This is a genomic window from Enterobacter sp. BNK-8, from assembly GCF_048685095.1.
Lineage (GTDB): Bacteria > Pseudomonadota > Gammaproteobacteria > Enterobacterales > Enterobacteriaceae > Enterobacter > Enterobacter quasiroggenkampii.
In genome coordinates this window covers 4121185-4136070 of record NZ_JBLQTN010000001.1, presented here as the reverse complement: position 1 = coordinate 4136070, position 14886 = coordinate 4121185, and the positions used below count along the sequence as shown (strand labels likewise).

Annotated in this window: 16 protein-coding genes; 9 read left to right on the top strand and 7 right to left on the bottom strand. The window is 58.3% G+C overall.

What is annotated here, in order from left to right; all coding sequences use genetic code 11:
• Window positions 1-137: 137 nt before the first annotated feature.
• Window positions 138-584, top strand: a complete 447-nt coding sequence (locus tag ACMGGU_RS20075) for an NlpC/P60 family protein (RefSeq protein ID WP_235830470.1) — start codon at window positions 138-140, stop codon at window positions 582-584.
• A 5-nt stretch (window positions 585-589) separates the two neighbouring features.
• On the opposite strand, the gene ACMGGU_RS20070 is transcribed toward ACMGGU_RS20075, so the two are convergent.
• A complete protein-coding gene (locus tag ACMGGU_RS20070) occupies window positions 590-1384 on the bottom strand; it encodes an SDR family NAD(P)-dependent oxidoreductase (RefSeq protein ID WP_262805748.1) in 795 nt (264 codons plus the stop codon).
• A 32-nt stretch (window positions 1385-1416) separates the two neighbouring features.
• A complete protein-coding gene (locus tag ACMGGU_RS20065) occupies window positions 1417-2298 on the bottom strand; it encodes a LysR family transcriptional regulator (RefSeq protein ID WP_262805715.1) in 882 nt (293 codons plus the stop codon).
• Window positions 2299-2397: 99 nt separating this feature from the next.
• Here ACMGGU_RS20065 and ACMGGU_RS20060 point away from each other — a divergent pair, with 99 nt between their 5' ends.
• From ACMGGU_RS20060 to arnF, 8 genes are all read left to right on the top strand, one after another.
• Window positions 2398-2904 carry a phenolic acid decarboxylase gene (locus ACMGGU_RS20060; RefSeq protein ID WP_024908855.1) on the top strand — a complete coding sequence of 169 codons (507 nt, stop codon included), beginning with the start codon at window positions 2398-2400 and terminating at the stop codon, window positions 2902-2904.
• A 454-nt stretch (window positions 2905-3358) separates the two neighbouring features.
• Window positions 3359-4498 (top strand): UDP-4-amino-4-deoxy-L-arabinose aminotransferase, encoded by a 1140-nt coding sequence (gene arnB, locus ACMGGU_RS20055; RefSeq protein WP_262805716.1) that lies wholly within the window; start codon window positions 3359-3361, stop codon window positions 4496-4498.
• Window position 4499: 1 nt separating this feature from the next.
• The gene (arnC, locus tag ACMGGU_RS20050; protein WP_048027754.1) at window positions 4500-5483 is read left to right on the top strand and encodes an undecaprenyl-phosphate 4-deoxy-4-formamido-L-arabinose transferase; all 984 of its coding nucleotides are present in this window, start codon (window positions 4500-4502) and stop codon (window positions 5481-5483) included.
• Window positions 5480-7462 carry a bifunctional UDP-4-amino-4-deoxy-L-arabinose formyltransferase/UDP-glucuronic acid oxidase ArnA gene (gene arnA, locus ACMGGU_RS20045; RefSeq protein ID WP_262805717.1) on the top strand — a complete coding sequence of 661 codons (1983 nt, stop codon included), beginning with the start codon at window positions 5480-5482 and terminating at the stop codon, window positions 7460-7462. Before arnC ends, arnA begins: the two co-directional genes overlap by 4 nt.
• Window positions 7459-8361 (top strand): 4-deoxy-4-formamido-L-arabinose-phosphoundecaprenol deformylase, encoded by a 903-nt coding sequence (gene arnD, locus ACMGGU_RS20040; protein ID WP_048226324.1) that lies wholly within the window; start codon window positions 7459-7461, stop codon window positions 8359-8361. Before arnA ends, arnD begins: the two co-directional genes overlap by 4 nt.
• Window positions 8358-10013 carry a lipid IV(A) 4-amino-4-deoxy-L-arabinosyltransferase gene (gene arnT, locus ACMGGU_RS20035; protein WP_048226326.1) on the top strand — a complete coding sequence of 552 codons (1656 nt, stop codon included), beginning with the start codon at window positions 8358-8360 and terminating at the stop codon, window positions 10011-10013. The genes arnD and arnT overlap by 4 nt, the downstream gene beginning before the upstream one ends.
• Window positions 10013-10348 (top strand): 4-amino-4-deoxy-L-arabinose-phosphoundecaprenol flippase subunit ArnE, encoded by a 336-nt coding sequence (gene arnE, locus ACMGGU_RS20030; protein WP_045909037.1) that lies wholly within the window; start codon window positions 10013-10015, stop codon window positions 10346-10348. Before arnT ends, arnE begins: the two co-directional genes overlap by 1 nt.
• Window positions 10345-10725: a 4-amino-4-deoxy-L-arabinose-phosphoundecaprenol flippase subunit ArnF gene (arnF, locus tag ACMGGU_RS20025; protein ID WP_420300864.1), complete on the top strand. Its 381-nt coding sequence runs from the start codon at window positions 10345-10347 to the stop codon at window positions 10723-10725. Before arnE ends, arnF begins: the two co-directional genes overlap by 4 nt.
• Here arnF and acpT read toward each other — a convergent pair.
• Genes acpT through ACMGGU_RS20000 form a run of 5 tightly spaced genes read right to left on the bottom strand, consistent with a single transcriptional unit; the run spans window position 10682 to window position 14886 of the window.
• Window positions 10682-11290: a 4'-phosphopantetheinyl transferase AcpT gene (acpT, locus tag ACMGGU_RS20020; protein WP_021242167.1), complete on the bottom strand. Its 609-nt coding sequence runs from the start codon at window positions 11288-11290 to the stop codon at window positions 10682-10684. The two genes, arnF and acpT, sit on opposite strands and share 44 nt — an antisense overlap.
• 2 nt (window positions 11291-11292) lie before the next feature.
• Window positions 11293-12522 carry a beta-ketoacyl-ACP synthase gene (locus tag ACMGGU_RS20015; protein ID WP_252077838.1) on the bottom strand — a complete coding sequence of 410 codons (1230 nt, stop codon included), beginning with the start codon at window positions 12520-12522 and terminating at the stop codon, window positions 11293-11295.
• Entirely contained in the window at window positions 12519-13250 is a 732-nt protein-coding gene (locus ACMGGU_RS20010) for a 3-ketoacyl-ACP reductase FabG2 (RefSeq protein WP_008503093.1), read from the bottom strand. Before ACMGGU_RS20010 ends, ACMGGU_RS20015 begins: the two co-directional genes overlap by 4 nt.
• Entirely contained in the window at window positions 13247-13720 is a 474-nt protein-coding gene (locus ACMGGU_RS20005; protein ID WP_008503092.1) for a 3-hydroxy-fatty acyl-ACP dehydratase, read from the bottom strand. The genes ACMGGU_RS20010 and ACMGGU_RS20005 overlap by 4 nt, the downstream gene beginning before the upstream one ends.
• Window positions 13717-14886 carry a beta-ketoacyl-[acyl-carrier-protein] synthase family protein gene (locus tag ACMGGU_RS20000; protein WP_048027733.1) on the bottom strand — a complete coding sequence of 390 codons (1170 nt, stop codon included), beginning with the start codon at window positions 14884-14886 and terminating at the stop codon, window positions 13717-13719. The genes ACMGGU_RS20005 and ACMGGU_RS20000 overlap by 4 nt, the downstream gene beginning before the upstream one ends.

Below are 14886 nucleotides of genomic sequence, written 5' to 3'. Positions count from 1 at the left end.
GGAACCCTTTGGCCCCCACAGGTAAGGAAAAACTCACTCACTACCTCTTTCTTGATATGACTCTAAGATCGTTTATTTCAATCCTTACGTTAAGTTTTGCGTCGTTTTCTGCATTCAGTTTTCAACTTCCCGCGTCGATGTTATCGATGAACCATGAACTGGCAGTCTCGCCAGCGAAATCTGCGCTGATGCAACAGGATACGGGCCCGCTGCGCGCGCGCATGCTCGATCAATACCAAAAGTGGAAGGGAACCCAGTATCAGTGGGGCGGTACCACGCGCCGCGGGGTGGATTGCTCCGCGCTCATGCAGCACCTGTTCAGCGATGCGGCGCATCTTAACTTACCGCGCACGACCGGCGAGCAGATCCACCGCGGGGTGCAGGTGACGCAATACCGCCTGAGGCCCGGAGATCTGGTGTTCTTCCAGACGGGTCCGAACCGCAGGCATGTCGGCGTTTATATTGGCAATAGCCAGTTCATTCATGCCTCAAGCAGCCAGGGCGTCACGGTCTCAACCCTGACGGATGCTTACTGGCAGGCGCACTACATTACTGCCCGTCGGGTTGCAGGCAGTGCAGCCTGACAGCCTCAGATGATGTCATCCACGACGCCGCCATCAACGCGCAGCGCCGCGCCCGAGGTGGCGGAAGCCTGGGGCGAACAGACATAAATCACCATATTGGCCACCTCTTCAACCGTGGCCGCGCGCTGGATCACCGAGCTGGGGCGGTTGGCCATCACAAACTCTTTCGCCAGTTGCTCCAGCGACTTACCGGTTTTTTCGATTTCATCCTTCATCATCTCTGCGAAACCGTCCGACATCGTTGGCCCCGGCAAGACGCTGTTGACCGTCACGCCGCTTCCCGCCACTAACTTCGCCAGCCCGCGCGCCAGCGAGAGCTGCGCCGTTTTGGTCACCCCGTAGTGGATCATATCCGCCGGGATATTGCAGGCCGACTCGGAGGAGATAAACACCACCCGCCCCCAGCCTTTTTGCACCATGCCTGGCAGCAGGGCGCGGGACAGACGCACGCCGGACATCACGTTGGTCTGCCAGTAACGCTCCCAGGTTTCATCGTCGGTGGAATAGAAATCCTGCGGGCCGTAAATCCCGGCGTTGTTAACCAGAATGTCGACGTTATTCGCCACCTTCAGCAGCGACTCGACCCCTTCCGCCGTGCTGAGATCGGCAATCGCGGCGCGCACCTGGACGCCCGGCACCACCTGCTGCAGCTGCTGAATGCCTTTGTTCACCGATTCCGTGCTGCGGCCATTGACGATCACCTCGGCACCGCTTTCTGCCAGCCCTCTGGCAATGGCGAACCCGATCCCGCCGGTTGAGGCGGTCACCAGCGCCACTTTCCCCGTAAAGTCGATTTTCATCATCCGCTCCTTATCGTTTTAACGTTCGGACCTTAAAGCGTAGCAGGTGAGGATGACGGCTCCTGGCTAAAAAGGCGCAGCAGCGTCTCCACCTGCTCGTCAAGCGGGGCGAGGGAGCGCTTAACAATCAGATGAAGCGGCGTCGCTCGGCATGCACCGTGGCTCAGCGGCAGGCGTTTCAGGATGCCTTGATCCAGCTGAGTCTGGATGCGTTCCTCCGGCAGCCAGCCGTAGCCGACCTGAGAGAGGACGGCCTCAATGGCGGCATCGATGGTGGAGAAGGTCCATGACTCACCGGCCGCGCGCGCGGCGGGCTGGCTGTCCGCAATCTGAATGAGCGGCCACGGGCGTAGCATGTCATCGTTAAGCGGCGCGTCGAGGTCAAAGAGGGGGTGCTGATGGTGGGCCACGGCAATAAAGTCGATATTCATCAGCCATTCGCCGAGCCCGGTCATGTCCTGGCGGCGGGTGAGGACCATCACATCGGCTTCGTCGTTAATGGCGTCGTCCCGGGTGTTTTCCAGCACCTCGGTGAGTCGTACCTGGGTTTGCGGATACTGTTGCTGGAACTGGCGCAGAATGGCAAACAGGCGGCGACGGGGGAAAATGGAATCCACCACCAGATCCAGCCGCGTGCGCATTCCGTTGCGAAGGGTCGCTGCGCGCGTCTCAACGTACGAAAAGGCTTTCAGCAGCGGTTTAACCTGGTTGAGCAGCAGTTCTCCTGCCGGCGTTAACACCGCCCGTCGTCCTTCCGGCACCAGGAGGGCCACGCCCAGCCGCTCCTGCAGCAGCGACAGGTTATAGCTCACCGAAGACTGGCTGCGGTGCGTTTCTTCCGCCGCTCGGGCAAAGCTGCCCGCCTCGACCACTTTCGCCAGTAAAGACCATTGTTCAAGCGTCGTCTTGTGCATAATTTATCTAAAATTTGGATGAATTTGATTAAAACATAGCGTTATTCATTCATTTTTTGAAGGGGTACGATCGTCTCATCAAAACAAAGGAGACATCTTATGAACACCTTCGACAAACACGACTTAAGCGGCTTCGTTGGCAAACACCTTGTTTATACCTACGACAACGGCTGGAACTACGAGATTTACGTCAAAAATGAGACGACCCTGGATTACCGTATTCACAGCGGTCTGGTGGCAAACCGTTGGGTGAAAGATCAGCAGGCTTACATCGTGCGGGTAGGGGAGAGCATCTATAAAATTTCCTGGACCGAGCCAACCGGTACCGACGTCAGCCTGATTGTGAACCTGGGCGACAAACTGTTCCACGGCACCATCTTCTTCCCGCGCTGGGTCATGAACAACCCGGAAAAAACCGTCTGCTTCCAGAACGATCATATTCCACTGATGAACAGCTACCGTGATGCGGGCCCGGCGTATCCAACGGAAGTGATTGATGAATTTGCCACTATCACCTTTGTACGTGACTGCGGCGCCAATAACGAAAGCGTGATCGCCTGTGCGGCCAGTGAATTGCCGAATGATTTTCCTGCTAATCTTAACTAATCGCGACAGTTGATTCCGCGACAATTCAAATTAATAAAAAGTTCCCGGAGGAGGTCGGAATTCCCGCCCAAACCTTCGGGATTTTTATTTTGGTTGAGTATTCATTTACTTTTCCTATAATTTTTAGTGTAAAACAAATGAAATATTATAGTTGCTGCTGTGAGTGGCCCCACAAAAAACAGAAAAAAAATGCCGTAAGCGCTATCTTACTGTTGTAAAACACTTTCCTGTGCTTTTTTATATGCTGTTCCTCTTCTGCTTCCCCTCTGTCTTAATTTTTTCCTAAGAAAACGACGCTACTTTTGCTTCAGTTGATGGTTTGTTGACATAACTGTTATAGCGACTTAATTTTATTTGGTCTTTATTTAATAACCATCTTGCATGATTCCATTGAGCTGCCCATAACGACAGCGCAGTAAAAGATGACGCCTTTAATACAGCAAGGAAATTAATAATGAGTGATTTTCTGCCTTTTTCGCGACCGTCGATGGGCGCTGAGGAAATTGCGGCGCTTCAGGACGTTTTGATGTCGGGCTGGATCACCACGGGGCCTAAGAATCAGGAACTTGAAGAGGCATTCTGTCAACTTACCGGGAATCAGCATGCGATTGCCGTCTGTTCCGCCACCGCGGGCATGCACGTTACGCTGATGGCGCTGGATATTGGCCCGGGCGATGAAGTCATTACCCCTTCCCAGACCTGGGTGTCCACGCTGAATATGATCGTATTGCTGGGCGCCACGCCAGTCATGATTGATGTGGATAAAGACACATTAATGGTGACGCCAGAAGCCGTTGAAGCCGCCATTACCCCGCGCACTAAAGCCATTATTCCCGTTCACTATGCCGGCGCGCCGTGTGAAATCGACGCTATCCATGCCATCGGTGAACGTCACGGTATTCCGGTGATTGAAGATGCGGCTCATGCCGCCGGAACGTACTACAAAAACCGTCACGTGGGCTGGAAAGGAACGGCAATTTTCTCCTTCCACGCCATTAAAAACATGACCTGCGCGGAAGGCGGCCTGGTGGTCACCGATAACGCGCAGCTGGCACAGCGGATCCGCAGTCTGAAATTCCATGGCCTGGGCGTAGACGCCTATGATCGCCAGACGCACGGCCGCGCGCCGCAGGCGGAAGTGATCGCGCCGGGCTATAAATACAACCTGGCGGACATCAACGCCGCGCTGGCGCTGGTGCAGTTAGGCAAACTGAAAGAGGCCAACAAACGCCGCCAGGAAATCGCTGAACGCTACCTGCGGGAGCTTGCCGATACGCCGTTCCAGCCGCTCACTATTCCGTCATGGCCGCACGTGCACGCCTGGCACCTGTTTATTATTCGCGTTGATGAAGCGCGCTGCGGGATCTCACGCGACAACCTGATGGCGGCGCTGAAAGAGAAAGGCATCGGTACCGGCCTCCATTTCCGCGCGGCCCACACGCAAAAATACTTCCGCGAGCGTTTTCCTGATGTATCGCTCCCGAATTCTGAATGGAATAGCGCGCGTATTTGTTCTCTCCCTCTTTTCCCGGACATGACTCATGACGACACAACCCGCGTCATTACCGCACTCCATCAGCTTGCAGGACATTGATATGTTCAGTGCACCGCCTGTACAAAAAGTATCCGTGGTAATCCCGGTTTATAACGAGCAGGAGAGCCTGCCCGAACTGATCCGCCGTACAACGGCCGCCTGCGACACGATGGGCAAGGCCTACGAAATTCTGCTGGTGGATGATGGCAGTAGCGATAATTCCGCGCTGATGCTGACCGAAGCCGCGCAGGTTGAAGGCAGCCACATCGTAGCCGTGCTGCTCAACCGTAACTACGGCCAGCACTCGGCGATTATGGCGGGGTTTAGCCACGTCACGGGCGATCTGATCATCACCCTGGACGCGGACCTGCAAAACCCGCCGGAAGAGATCCCGCGCCTGGTGGCCAAAGCCGACGAAGGCTATGACGTGGTCGGCACGGTCCGTCAGAACCGTCAGGACAGCCTGTTCCGTAAGCTGGCCTCGCGCACCATCAACCGTCTTATCCAGCGCACGACCGGTAAAGCGATGGGCGATTACGGCTGCATGCTGCGCGCCTACCGCCGTCATATTGTCGACGCCATGCTGCATTGCCATGAGCGCAGCACCTTCATTCCGATTCTGGCGAATACCTTTGCCCGTAAGGCAACGGAAATCCCGGTTCTGCACGCCGAGCGCGAGCACGGGGAATCGAAGTACAGCTTTATGCGTCTCATCAACCTGATGTATGACCTCATCACCTGCCTGACCACCACGCCGCTGCGTCTGCTGAGCGTGTTCGGCAGCATTATTGCGCTGGCGGGCTTTGCGATTTCTGTCCTGCTGGTGGTACTGCGCTTGGTCTTTGGCCCGCAGTGGGCGGCGGAAGGGGTCTTTATGCTCTTTGCCGTGCTGTTTATGTTCATCGGCGCCCAGTTTGTCGGGATGGGTCTCCTCGGTGAATACATTGGCCGTATCTATAACGATGTTCGCGCGCGTCCGCGCTACTTTATTCAACGTGTTGTCCGTCAGGAACACAAAGCATCTCAAGAGGAAATTCACCCATGAAAGCTGTTGTATTTGCCTATCACGATATGGGGTGCACGGGCACGCTGGCCCTGCTGGAAGCGGGCTATGACATTGCGGCAATCTTTACCCATCCGGACACGGCTGGAGAAAACAACTTTTTCGGCTCCGTAGCGCGTATCGCCGCCGAGCGCGGTATCCCGGTTTATGCGCCGGACGACGTCAACCACCCGCTGTGGGTGGATCGCATCCGCGCCCTCGCGCCTGACGTGATCTTCTCGTTCTACTATCGCAACCTGCTCTCTGACGAGATCTTAGGCCTGGCCGCGAAAGGTGCCTTTAATCTTCACGGTTCGCTGCTGCCTGCCTACCGTGGCCGCGCCCCGCTGAACTGGGTGCTGGTGAACGGTGAAACGGAAACGGGCGTGACGCTGCATCGCATGGTGCGCCGTGCGGATGCGGGCGCTATCGTGGCACAGCAGAAGGTCGCTATTGATGCGGACGACACCGCGCTGCAGCTGCATCAGAAGCTGAACGCGACGGCACAGACGCTGCTGCGTGATGCCCTTCCTGCCATCCTCAACGGCACCTACAGCGAGACCGCGCAGGACGAGAGCAAGGCAAGCAGCTTTGGTCGCCGCGCGCCGGAAGATGGCCGTCTGGACTGGAACAAACCGGCCCGCCAGTTGCACAACCTGGTGCGCGCCGTAACCGATCCGTGGCCGGGCGCCTACAGCTTTGCGGGCGTAAGCAAATTCATCGTCTGGAAATCCCGCGTGCGTGACGACATTCCGGCGGCAAAACCGGGCACCGTCGTCTCCGTCTCCCCGCTGATTGTGAGCTGCGGCGAGCAGGCGCTGGAGATCGTTACCGGACAAACCGACAACGGCCTGTACGTTCAGGGCACACAGCTGGCGCAGTCTCTGGGCCTGGTGGCCGGGGCGCTGATCACCAGCGCACCGGTTGTTGCCATCAAACGCCGCACCCGCGTGCTGATCCTCGGCGTGAACGGCTTTATCGGTAACCACCTGACCGAACGTCTGCTTAAGGACGATAACTACGAGATTTACGGTCTGGATATCGGCTCTGATGCCATCAGCCGCTTCCTCGACAACCCGCGCTTCCACTTCGTGGAAGGGGACATCAGCATCCATTCCGAGTGGATTGAATACCACATTAAAAAATGCGACGTGGTGCTGCCGCTGGTCGCTATTGCCACGCCAATCGAGTACACCCGTAACCCGCTGCGCGTGTTCGAGCTGGACTTCGAAGAGAACCTGAAGATCATCCGCGACTGCGTGAAATACGACAAGCGCATCATCTTCCCGTCCACCTCTGAAGTGTACGGCATGTGTACCGATAAGAACTTCGATGAAGACACCTCCAACCTGGTGGTCGGGCCGATCAACAAACAGCGCTGGATTTACTCCGTCTCCAAACAGCTGCTGGACCGCGTGATTTGGGCCTACGGTGAGAAAGAGGGCCTGCGCTTTACCCTGTTCCGTCCGTTCAACTGGATGGGGCCACGTCTGGACAACCTGAACGCGGCGCGTATCGGCAGCTCCCGTGCGATCACCCAGCTGATCCTGAACCTGGTAGAAGGCTCGCCAATTAAGCTTATCGAAGGCGGGAAACAAAAACGCTGCTTTACGGATATCAGCGACGGTATCGAAGCGCTGTTCCGCATCATCGAAAACAAAGATAACCGCTGCAACGGTGAAATCATCAACATCGGTAACCCGGACAACGAAGCGAGCATTCGCGAGCTGGCCGAGATGCTGCTGGCCAGCTTTGAGCGTCATCCGCTGCGCGATAAATTCCCGCCGTTTGCCGGTTTCCGCGAAGTGGAAAGCAGCAGCTACTACGGAAAAGGGTATCAGGACGTTGAGCACCGTAAGCCAAGCATTCGCAATGCGAAGCGCTGCCTGAACTGGACGCCGACCGTGAAGATGGAACAGACCATTGATGAAACGCTTGATTTCTTCCTGCGCACCGTGGAGCTGTCGGAACAGGTCTCATGAAAAAAGTCGGTTTACGCATTGATGTCGACACCTTCAGGGGAACGCGTGACGGCGTACCCAAACTGCTGGAACTGCTGAGCAAGCACGGTGTGCGCTCCAGCATTTTCTTCAGCGTGGGGCCTGACAACATGGGACGCCATTTATGGCGTCTGGTTAAACCGGCATTTCTGTACAAAATGCTGCGCTCGCGCGCAGCATCCCTCTACGGCTGGGATATTTTGCTGGCCGGCACCGCCTGGCCCGGCAGACGCATCGGCGCGGGTAATGAAGCGGTTATCCGCGAGGCGGCGCAGCATCATGAGGTGGGTCTGCACGCCTGGGATCACCATGCCTGGCAAGCCTGGGCGGGCGTCTGGGATATCCCGCGCCTGTCTCGTGAGGTCGAGCGTGGGATGCTGGAGCTGGAGGCCATTATCGGTCAGCCCGTGCGCTGCTCCGCCGTGGCGGGATGGCGTGCGGATCAGCGCGTCGTGAAGGCCAAAGAGGCCTTCGCGTTTCGCTACAACAGCGATTGCCGCGGAACCGGGCCCTTTTTGCCGCTGTTGGGCGAAAATCGCTACGGTACGGTGCAAATTCCGGTCACGCTTCCCACCTGGGATGAAGTGGTCGGACGCGAGGTAAAGGCGGATGAGTTCAATCGCTACATTCTGGACCGCATTCATCGTGACGCCGGTACGCCGGTGTATACCATCCATGCCGAAGTGGAAGGGATTGCGTATCAGCATGATTTCGACGAACTGCTGACGATGGCCGCTCAGGAGGGCATCGAATTCTGCCCGTTGAGCGAGCTGCTGCCAGACGACCTCAGCACCCTGCCCGTAGGCAAAGTTGTCCGTAATGAACTGGCTGGCCGGGAAGGCTGGCTTGGTTATCAACAAACCGTGAGTCCGGTCCCATGAAAACAGCCCGTTATGGCTTAGCGCTTCTCGCACTGTTTATCGTTTACTACCTCATTCCGGTCGATATCCGCCTGCTTTGGCAGCCTGATGAAACGCGCTATGCGGAAATCAGCCGCGAAATGCTGGCCTCCGGAGATTGGGTTGTCCCGCATTTTCTGGGGCTGCGTTACTTTGAAAAGCCAATTGCTGGCTACTGGATCAACAGCATCGGGCAGATGCTGTTCGGGCACACGAACCTCGCCGTGCGCGCCGGGTCCATCTTCTCCACCGGTTTAGCCGCGCTGCTGGTTATCTGGATGGCCTGGCGTCTCTGGCGGGATAAGCGGACAGCCATTTTCTCCGGCCTAATCTTCCTGACCCTGTTCCTGGTGTATGGCATCGGCACGTATGCGGTGCTGGATCCTATCATCACCCTGTGGCTGGTGGCGGCGATGTGCAGCTTCTGGCTGGCGTCACAGGCCCAAACCGTTGCCGGAAAAGCGGGCGGCTATGTGCTGCTTGGGCTGGCCTGCGGGATGGGGGTGATGACCAAAGGCTTCCTGGCACTGGCGGTACCGGTGATTGGCGTGCTGCCGTGGGTGATCGCCCAGAAGCGCTGGAAAGAGGTGCTGATTTTTGGCTGGCTCGCGATCCTGAGCTGCGTGCTGATTGTTCTGCCATGGGGGCTGGCCATTGCGCAGCGTGAGCCTGACTTCTGGCGTTACTTCTTCTGGGTGGAGCATATTCAGCGTTTCGCCCAGAGCGACGCGCAGCACAAAGCCCCGTTCTGGTACTACATACCGTTCCTGATTGCGGGTAGCCTGCCGTGGCTGGCACTGCTGCCCGGCGCGTTTCGTCTCGGCTGGAATGACCGACAAAACGCGGGCGGCGGGTTCTATCTGCTGGGATGGGTGGTGATGCCGCTGCTGTTCTTCAGCATCGCCAAAGGCAAGCTGCCGACCTACATCCTGCCGTGCTTTGCCCCACTGGCGATCCTGATGGCGCGCTATGCCTGCCTCGCGGCGGAGAAAGGCGCCAGAGCGTTGCGCATTAACGGCGGGATTAACCTGGCGTTTGGCGTTATCGGCGTGGTGGCGGCGCTGGTGGTCTCCCCGTGGGGACTGTCTAAGCATCCGGTCTGGACCTCGGTCGAACTGTATAAAGTGTTCTGCGCGGTGGTCGCGTTCCTCATCTGGGCCGCGGTAGGCTGGTTTACGTTCAGGCAGAGTCAGCAGCGCTGGTGGCTGGCGGCGTTCTGCCCTGCGGGCCTGGCGCTGCTGATTGGTTTCGCCATTCCTAACCTGGTGGTGGATTCCAAACAGCCGCAGTCGCTGGTCGACACCGTGCGCGAGCCGCTTCAGGACAGCCGTTACGTGCTGGCCAATAACGTGGGCGTGGCCGCTGGCCTGGCGTGGGAGCTGAAGCGCAATGACATCACGCTGTATGGTCAGAGTGGCGAACTGCGCTACGGGCTGGATTATCCTGATGTGAAAGATCGTTTTGTCGGTAAAGATGACTTCGCGCAGTGGCTGGCAGAGCACCGTCAGCAGGGACGCGTATCGCTGGTTATCCTGCTGTCAAAACGCGATGACCTTTCGCGGGCGAATCTGCCAGAACCGGACAGCCTGTATATCCAGGGCCGTCTGGCCTACCTGCAGTATCTGCCGAAGTGATGACCTGGATCTGGCTGATACTGGCAAGCCTGCTCAGCTGTGCAGGACAGCTGTGCCAGAAACAGGCTACCCGTCCGGCGAAAGCCGGGCGGCGTGGCGTGCATATCGCGCTGTGGCTTGGCCTGGCCCTGCTGGCGCTGGGCAGCGGGATGCTGGTCTGGCTGGTGGTGCTGCAGCGCCTGCCTGTCGGCATTGCCTACCCTATGCTGAGCCTCAATTTTGTCTGGGTGACGCTGGCGGCGAAGGTATTCTGGCGTGAAACCGTCGCGTCACATCACTGGCTGGGGGTAGGGTTGATCATCATTGGGATTGTTATCCTGGGAGGAAGCCTGTGAAAGGGGCGTTCTGGGCCTTATGCAGCGTGCTGTTAGTCAGCGCCGCGCAGCTGTTGCTGCGCAATGCGATGCAGGCATTGCCGCCGGTCAGCGATGTTCTGGCGCTTATTTCCGCGTTGTGGCACTTCTCATCCGGCACGGCGGCGCTGCTGCTGGGGTTGATGGGGTATGTGGCCTCGATGGGCTGCTGGTATCTGGCGCTGCATCGCATGGCGCTCAGCAAAGCGTATGCCTTGCTGAGTCTTAGCTATATCCTGGTGTGGGGCGCTGCGATCCTGCTGCCGGGCTGGGGAGAAAGCTTCTCCTGGCACGGGCTGGTCGGCGTCGTGTTTATTATGTTGGGTGTACTGGTGATTTTCCTGCCCCGACGTGGATAATCGACTCGGTGGTCAGGGTGTAAGGGGTCGACGTACAAACGGCCAGGCTGAGTGAGCCGATCTGCACCTGGCTGACTGAGTGCGACGGCGCCGTGCTGTCAATGCTGACAATCTGCCAGGCGCTACCGCCACGCTGTTTGATGATTGCCTCTTTTCGCGTCCAGATACGCCAGAAGGCGGCAAGCCGTTCCTCTGGCGCTTCGCGCTCAAGCTCATCATGCTCCGTCATGCTGAAGACGGCATTCGCCAACGCCTGCCAGTTCTTCCTGGGGCGAATCACTTCGATATCACAGCCGACTTCGCCTTCATCGCTCATCAGCAAGGCGATATCGTCACCGCTGTGGCTCAGGTTGAACCACAGCGGATGGCCCTCCGCAAAGGCCGGTTTCCCCTGCTCGCCGTAAATAATGTCGGGGAGCGGGTGAGGGGATAACGCTCTGGCGAGCAGCATCCTGCCAGCCAGCCATGAGGCGTTGCGAGCACCCTGAGGTGCGCTGTCTGCGAACGTTGACGCCAGCGGGTCCGCGCAAAGGGTGGATATTTTTCCCAGTACAAACTGGTACATAGTTACGCCCAGCGTTTAATGATAATCGAGGTGTTGATGCCGCCAAACGCGAAGTTATTGCTCTGCAGATACTCGCAATCGATCTGGCGGGCTTCTCCCATAATATAATCTAAAGCACCACATTGCTCATCCGGTTGCCTTAAATTGAGTGTCGGGGCAAACCAGCCTTCACGCATCATCTGTAAACTCATCCATGCTTCCAGCGCGCCGCAGGCTCCGAGCGTGTGGCCAAAATAGCTCTTCAGCGATGAAACCGGCACGTTGTCACCATAGATAGCGGCGGTGGCTAGGCTTTCAGCAATATCACCGCGATCGGTGGCAGTACCGTGTGCGGAGATATACCCCATATCCAGGGCGCTTAATCCCGCCATGGCCAGCGACTGCTCCATACAAATCTGCATGGTTTCACGCTGAGGCTGGGTGATATGGGCCGCATCACAGTTAGTGGCAAAGCCCACGATTTCGCCGTAGATAGTGGCTCCGCGCGCTTTGGCATGCTCCAGCTCTTCGAGTATCAGGGTGCCCGCGCCTTCCCCAATCACCAGACCATCGCGCTGCGTATCAAATGGCGAAGGGGTGGTTTTGGGTTCATCGTTACGCTGGCTGGTGGCAAACAGCGTGTCAAACACCGCCGCTTCAGACGGGCACAGCTCCTCAGCGCCCCCCGCAACCATAACGGTCTGATAGCCGTGGCGAATCGCCTCCCAGGCGTAGCCAATTGCCTGGCTGCCGGACGTACAGGCGCTTGAGGTCGGGATGACGCGGCCACGTAATCCGAAGAACAGTCCGGTATTCACCGCGGTGGTGTGCGGCATCATCTGCACGTAGGTTGTGCCGGTGATGTTATTGGTGTGCTTTTCGGTGAGCATAGTGGCGAATTCGCTGACGGGCCCGGTACTGCCTGTAGAAGAACCGTAGGCGATACCGGTTTGCCCGTTGGTGAGTACCGCTTCGCCAATCAATCCCGCCTGCTCCAGCGCCAGCTCGGTGGCGCGGGTCGACATTAACGACACCCGGCCCATGGCGCGGATCCGTTTGCGGGTATAATGTTCCGGCAGCGTGAAGTCATCAATCGGCGCGCCCAGCAGGGTGTGCAGGCCATCATAGACCTGCCACTCCGGCATTTTACGCACCGCGTTTTCATACGCCAGCAGCCTGCTGGACACGGATTGCCAGTTTTCGCCAAAGGCGGTCACGCCGCCCATGCCCGTTATCACCACGCGACGCGTCATAGCATTCCTCCGTTAATGGAAATGACCTGGCGGGTGACGTAGCCCGCAATATCTGACATCAGATAGCTTGCCAGCCCGGCGACCTCCTCAGCCTGGCCCATGCGTTTCATTGGAATGATGGACATCGCTTCTTTCAGCGCGGCCTCTTCCATTTCAATCATTCCGGTATCAATCAGCCCCGGCGCAATGCAGTTCACGGTGATTTTGCGTTTTGCCAGCTCAATCGCCAGCGCTTTGGTGGCACCGATAATGCCCGCTTTTGCCGCGCTGTAGTTCACCTGCCCGCGGTTACCCATCACGCCGGAAACGGACGATAGGGTGATAATGCGTCCCCCTTTACGGGTGCCAATCATCGGCATAATGCAGGGGTGAATGACGTTATAAAAACTGTCGAGATTGGTGTGGATCACGCTGTCCCAGTCGTCTTCACTCAATGCCGGAAAGGCGCCATCGCGGGTGATACCCGCGTTGCTGACCACGCCATACCATGCGCCATGGGCTTCAATGTCCTGTTCCAGCACCTCGCGGCACTGTTCGCGGTTGCCCACATCAAACGAGAGTAAACGGCCGTTGCCACCCGCCTGCGTGATGGCGTCCAGCGTCTCCTGCGCGCCTGCGGCATCACGATGGTAATGCACGCCTACGGTAAACCCGTCGGCGGCAAGCTGGCGGGCGATGGCGCGCCCTATGCCTTTGCTGGCCCCGGTGACCAGTACGGAACGACTCATGCGTTAGATCCCTGATTAAAAAGCGAGGTTAATTCTTCTGCGCTTGGCTGGAAGGTGTTGACCCGGCCCGTGGCCAGCGTCTCTTCGTTAGCGGAAATTGCGCATTCAAAACTGCCGAAGCGTTCGTCCTGCATCAGCAGCTTAACGGTGATGTCCAGCGTCAAGCCTGCGGCGAAACGCCCGCTGGCGCAGATCAGTTCACGCGCGCCGAGCACCATGCCCAGCGCAATATGCTCCTGCCCCTGCTGCTGGCGATGCCAGCCGGACCAGACGCCGACGGTCTGCGCCATCAGCTCGAGCGCGTACCAGCCCGGCAGGTCGCCATCGGCATTCAGAAATGGTGCCAGCACGCTTTGTCTGTCTATCGCGACGCGGCATACCGCCATGTCGTCCGTCACATTCTCAACGGACTCCAGCAACATCATGGGCGCATCGTGCGGCAAATAGGCTTCGGGTGATAAGTAGCTCATGACGCTCTCCCCAGCAGAATGCTGGCGTTGTTGCCGCCAAACGCGAACGAGTTAGACAGAATGACCGGCTTTGTCAGCGCGGTGCGCTGGTGCAGCAGACCGCACGGCGCCAGCGTGTCGTCCGGTGCGTAGCGGGTGAAGTCCTGCGGCGGTAAGGGCAGATCGCGCGTCAGAATCAGCCAGCTCAGGGCCGCTTCGGTGATACCGGCAGCGCCCAGCGTATGGCCGGTAAGGTGTTTGGTAGAACTACAGGGCACGCTTTCCCCAAAGAGATCGTGTACCACCTGCGATTCAATCTGATCGTTAAGCGGCGTGGCCGTGCCGTGCAGGTTGATGTAGCCGATATCCTCCGGCTGCATACCCGCTTCGTTGAGCGCCTGCGTGATGGCCCTGATCGCCCCTTCGCCCTGCGGATGCGGAGCGGAGATATGGTACGCATCGCTGGATTCCCCCGTACCGAGCAGCGCCACGTCCGCGGGCTCACGGCTAAGCACCATCAGCGCGGCGGCTTCACCGATGGTGATCCCCCGACGGTCGCGACCAAAAGGCTCGCAGAGCGTAGGGGAGAAGGATTCAAGGCTGTTAAACCCGTTGACGGGCATCCGGCTCAGGGTATCTGCTCCGCCAACAATGGCGATGTCCACCAGCCCGGCTTCAATCAGACGTTTGCCGCCGATCATCGCCCGCGCGCTGGAAGAGCAGGCTGTCGAGATCGTATAGGCCGGGCCTTCGAGCTGAAGCCAGTTGGCGAGGAAGCGGGACGGATCGCCGAGCTCCTGCTGCGGGTACTGCCAGTGCGTGCTCGCTTCGCCATGGGTCATGCGCTGCACGTGCTCATCGCCTTCATCCAGCCCAGAGGTGCTGGTCCCCAGCACCACGGCCACCCGATCGCGGCCGACGCGGGCGATAGCCTCGTCGACGGTCGACTGAATCTGCGCCAGCGCGGCCAGTAGAAGCTGGTTGTTGCGGGTGCGGTGTGCGGACAGCGTTTCCGGGATGGGCGGCAGTTCGCCTTCCACACCGCCCAGCACGGCATCGGGTGAATCCTGTAACCAGCCGGTTCGGGCATGCATACCCGGCGCTACGCCCGTCATCAGGTTAGCAGCGATTTCATCATGCGAGTTGCCCAGCGCGTTGACCATGCCAACAGCGGAAATATAAATCAT

What these genes read in the sequence shown, in the direction of transcription:
- arnE (WP_045909037.1), top strand. Translation starts at nt 10,013, where the DNA reads ATGACCTGGATCTGGCTGATACTGGCAAGCCTGCTCAGCTGTGCAGGA.
- arnD (WP_048226324.1), top strand. Translation starts at nt 7,459, where the DNA reads ATGAAAAAAGTCGGTTTACGCATTGATGTCGACACCTTCAGGGGAACG.
- arnB (WP_262805716.1), top strand. Translation starts at nt 3,359, where the DNA reads ATGAGTGATTTTCTGCCTTTTTCGCGACCGTCGATGGGCGCTGAGGAA.
- ACMGGU_RS20005 (WP_008503092.1), bottom strand. Translation starts at nt 13,720, where the DNA reads ATGAGCTACTTATCACCCGAAGCCTATTTGCCGCACGATGCGCCCATG.
- arnT (WP_048226326.1), top strand. Translation starts at nt 8,358, where the DNA reads ATGAAAACAGCCCGTTATGGCTTAGCGCTTCTCGCACTGTTTATCGTT.
- ACMGGU_RS20075 (WP_235830470.1), top strand. Translation starts at nt 138, where the DNA reads ATGTTATCGATGAACCATGAACTGGCAGTCTCGCCAGCGAAATCTGCG.
- ACMGGU_RS20015 (WP_252077838.1), bottom strand. Translation starts at nt 12,522, where the DNA reads ATGACGCGTCGCGTGGTGATAACGGGCATGGGCGGCGTGACCGCCTTT.
- ACMGGU_RS20065 (WP_262805715.1), bottom strand. Translation starts at nt 2,298, where the DNA reads ATGCACAAGACGACGCTTGAACAATGGTCTTTACTGGCGAAAGTGGTC.
- ACMGGU_RS20000 (WP_048027733.1), bottom strand. Translation starts at nt 14,886, where the DNA reads ATGATTTATATTTCCGCTGTTGGCATGGTCAACGCGCTGGGCAACTCG.
- ACMGGU_RS20060 (WP_024908855.1), top strand. Translation starts at nt 2,398, where the DNA reads ATGAACACCTTCGACAAACACGACTTAAGCGGCTTCGTTGGCAAACAC.
- ACMGGU_RS20010 (WP_008503093.1), bottom strand. Translation starts at nt 13,250, where the DNA reads ATGAGTCGTTCCGTACTGGTCACCGGGGCCAGCAAAGGCATAGGGCGC.
- arnA (WP_262805717.1), top strand. Translation starts at nt 5,480, where the DNA reads ATGAAAGCTGTTGTATTTGCCTATCACGATATGGGGTGCACGGGCACG.
- ACMGGU_RS20070 (WP_262805748.1), bottom strand. Translation starts at nt 1,384, where the DNA reads ATGAAAATCGACTTTACGGGGAAAGTGGCGCTGGTGACCGCCTCAACC.
- arnC (WP_048027754.1), top strand. Translation starts at nt 4,500, where the DNA reads ATGTTCAGTGCACCGCCTGTACAAAAAGTATCCGTGGTAATCCCGGTT.
- acpT (WP_021242167.1), bottom strand. Translation starts at nt 11,290, where the DNA reads ATGTACCAGTTTGTACTGGGAAAAATATCCACCCTTTGCGCGGACCCG.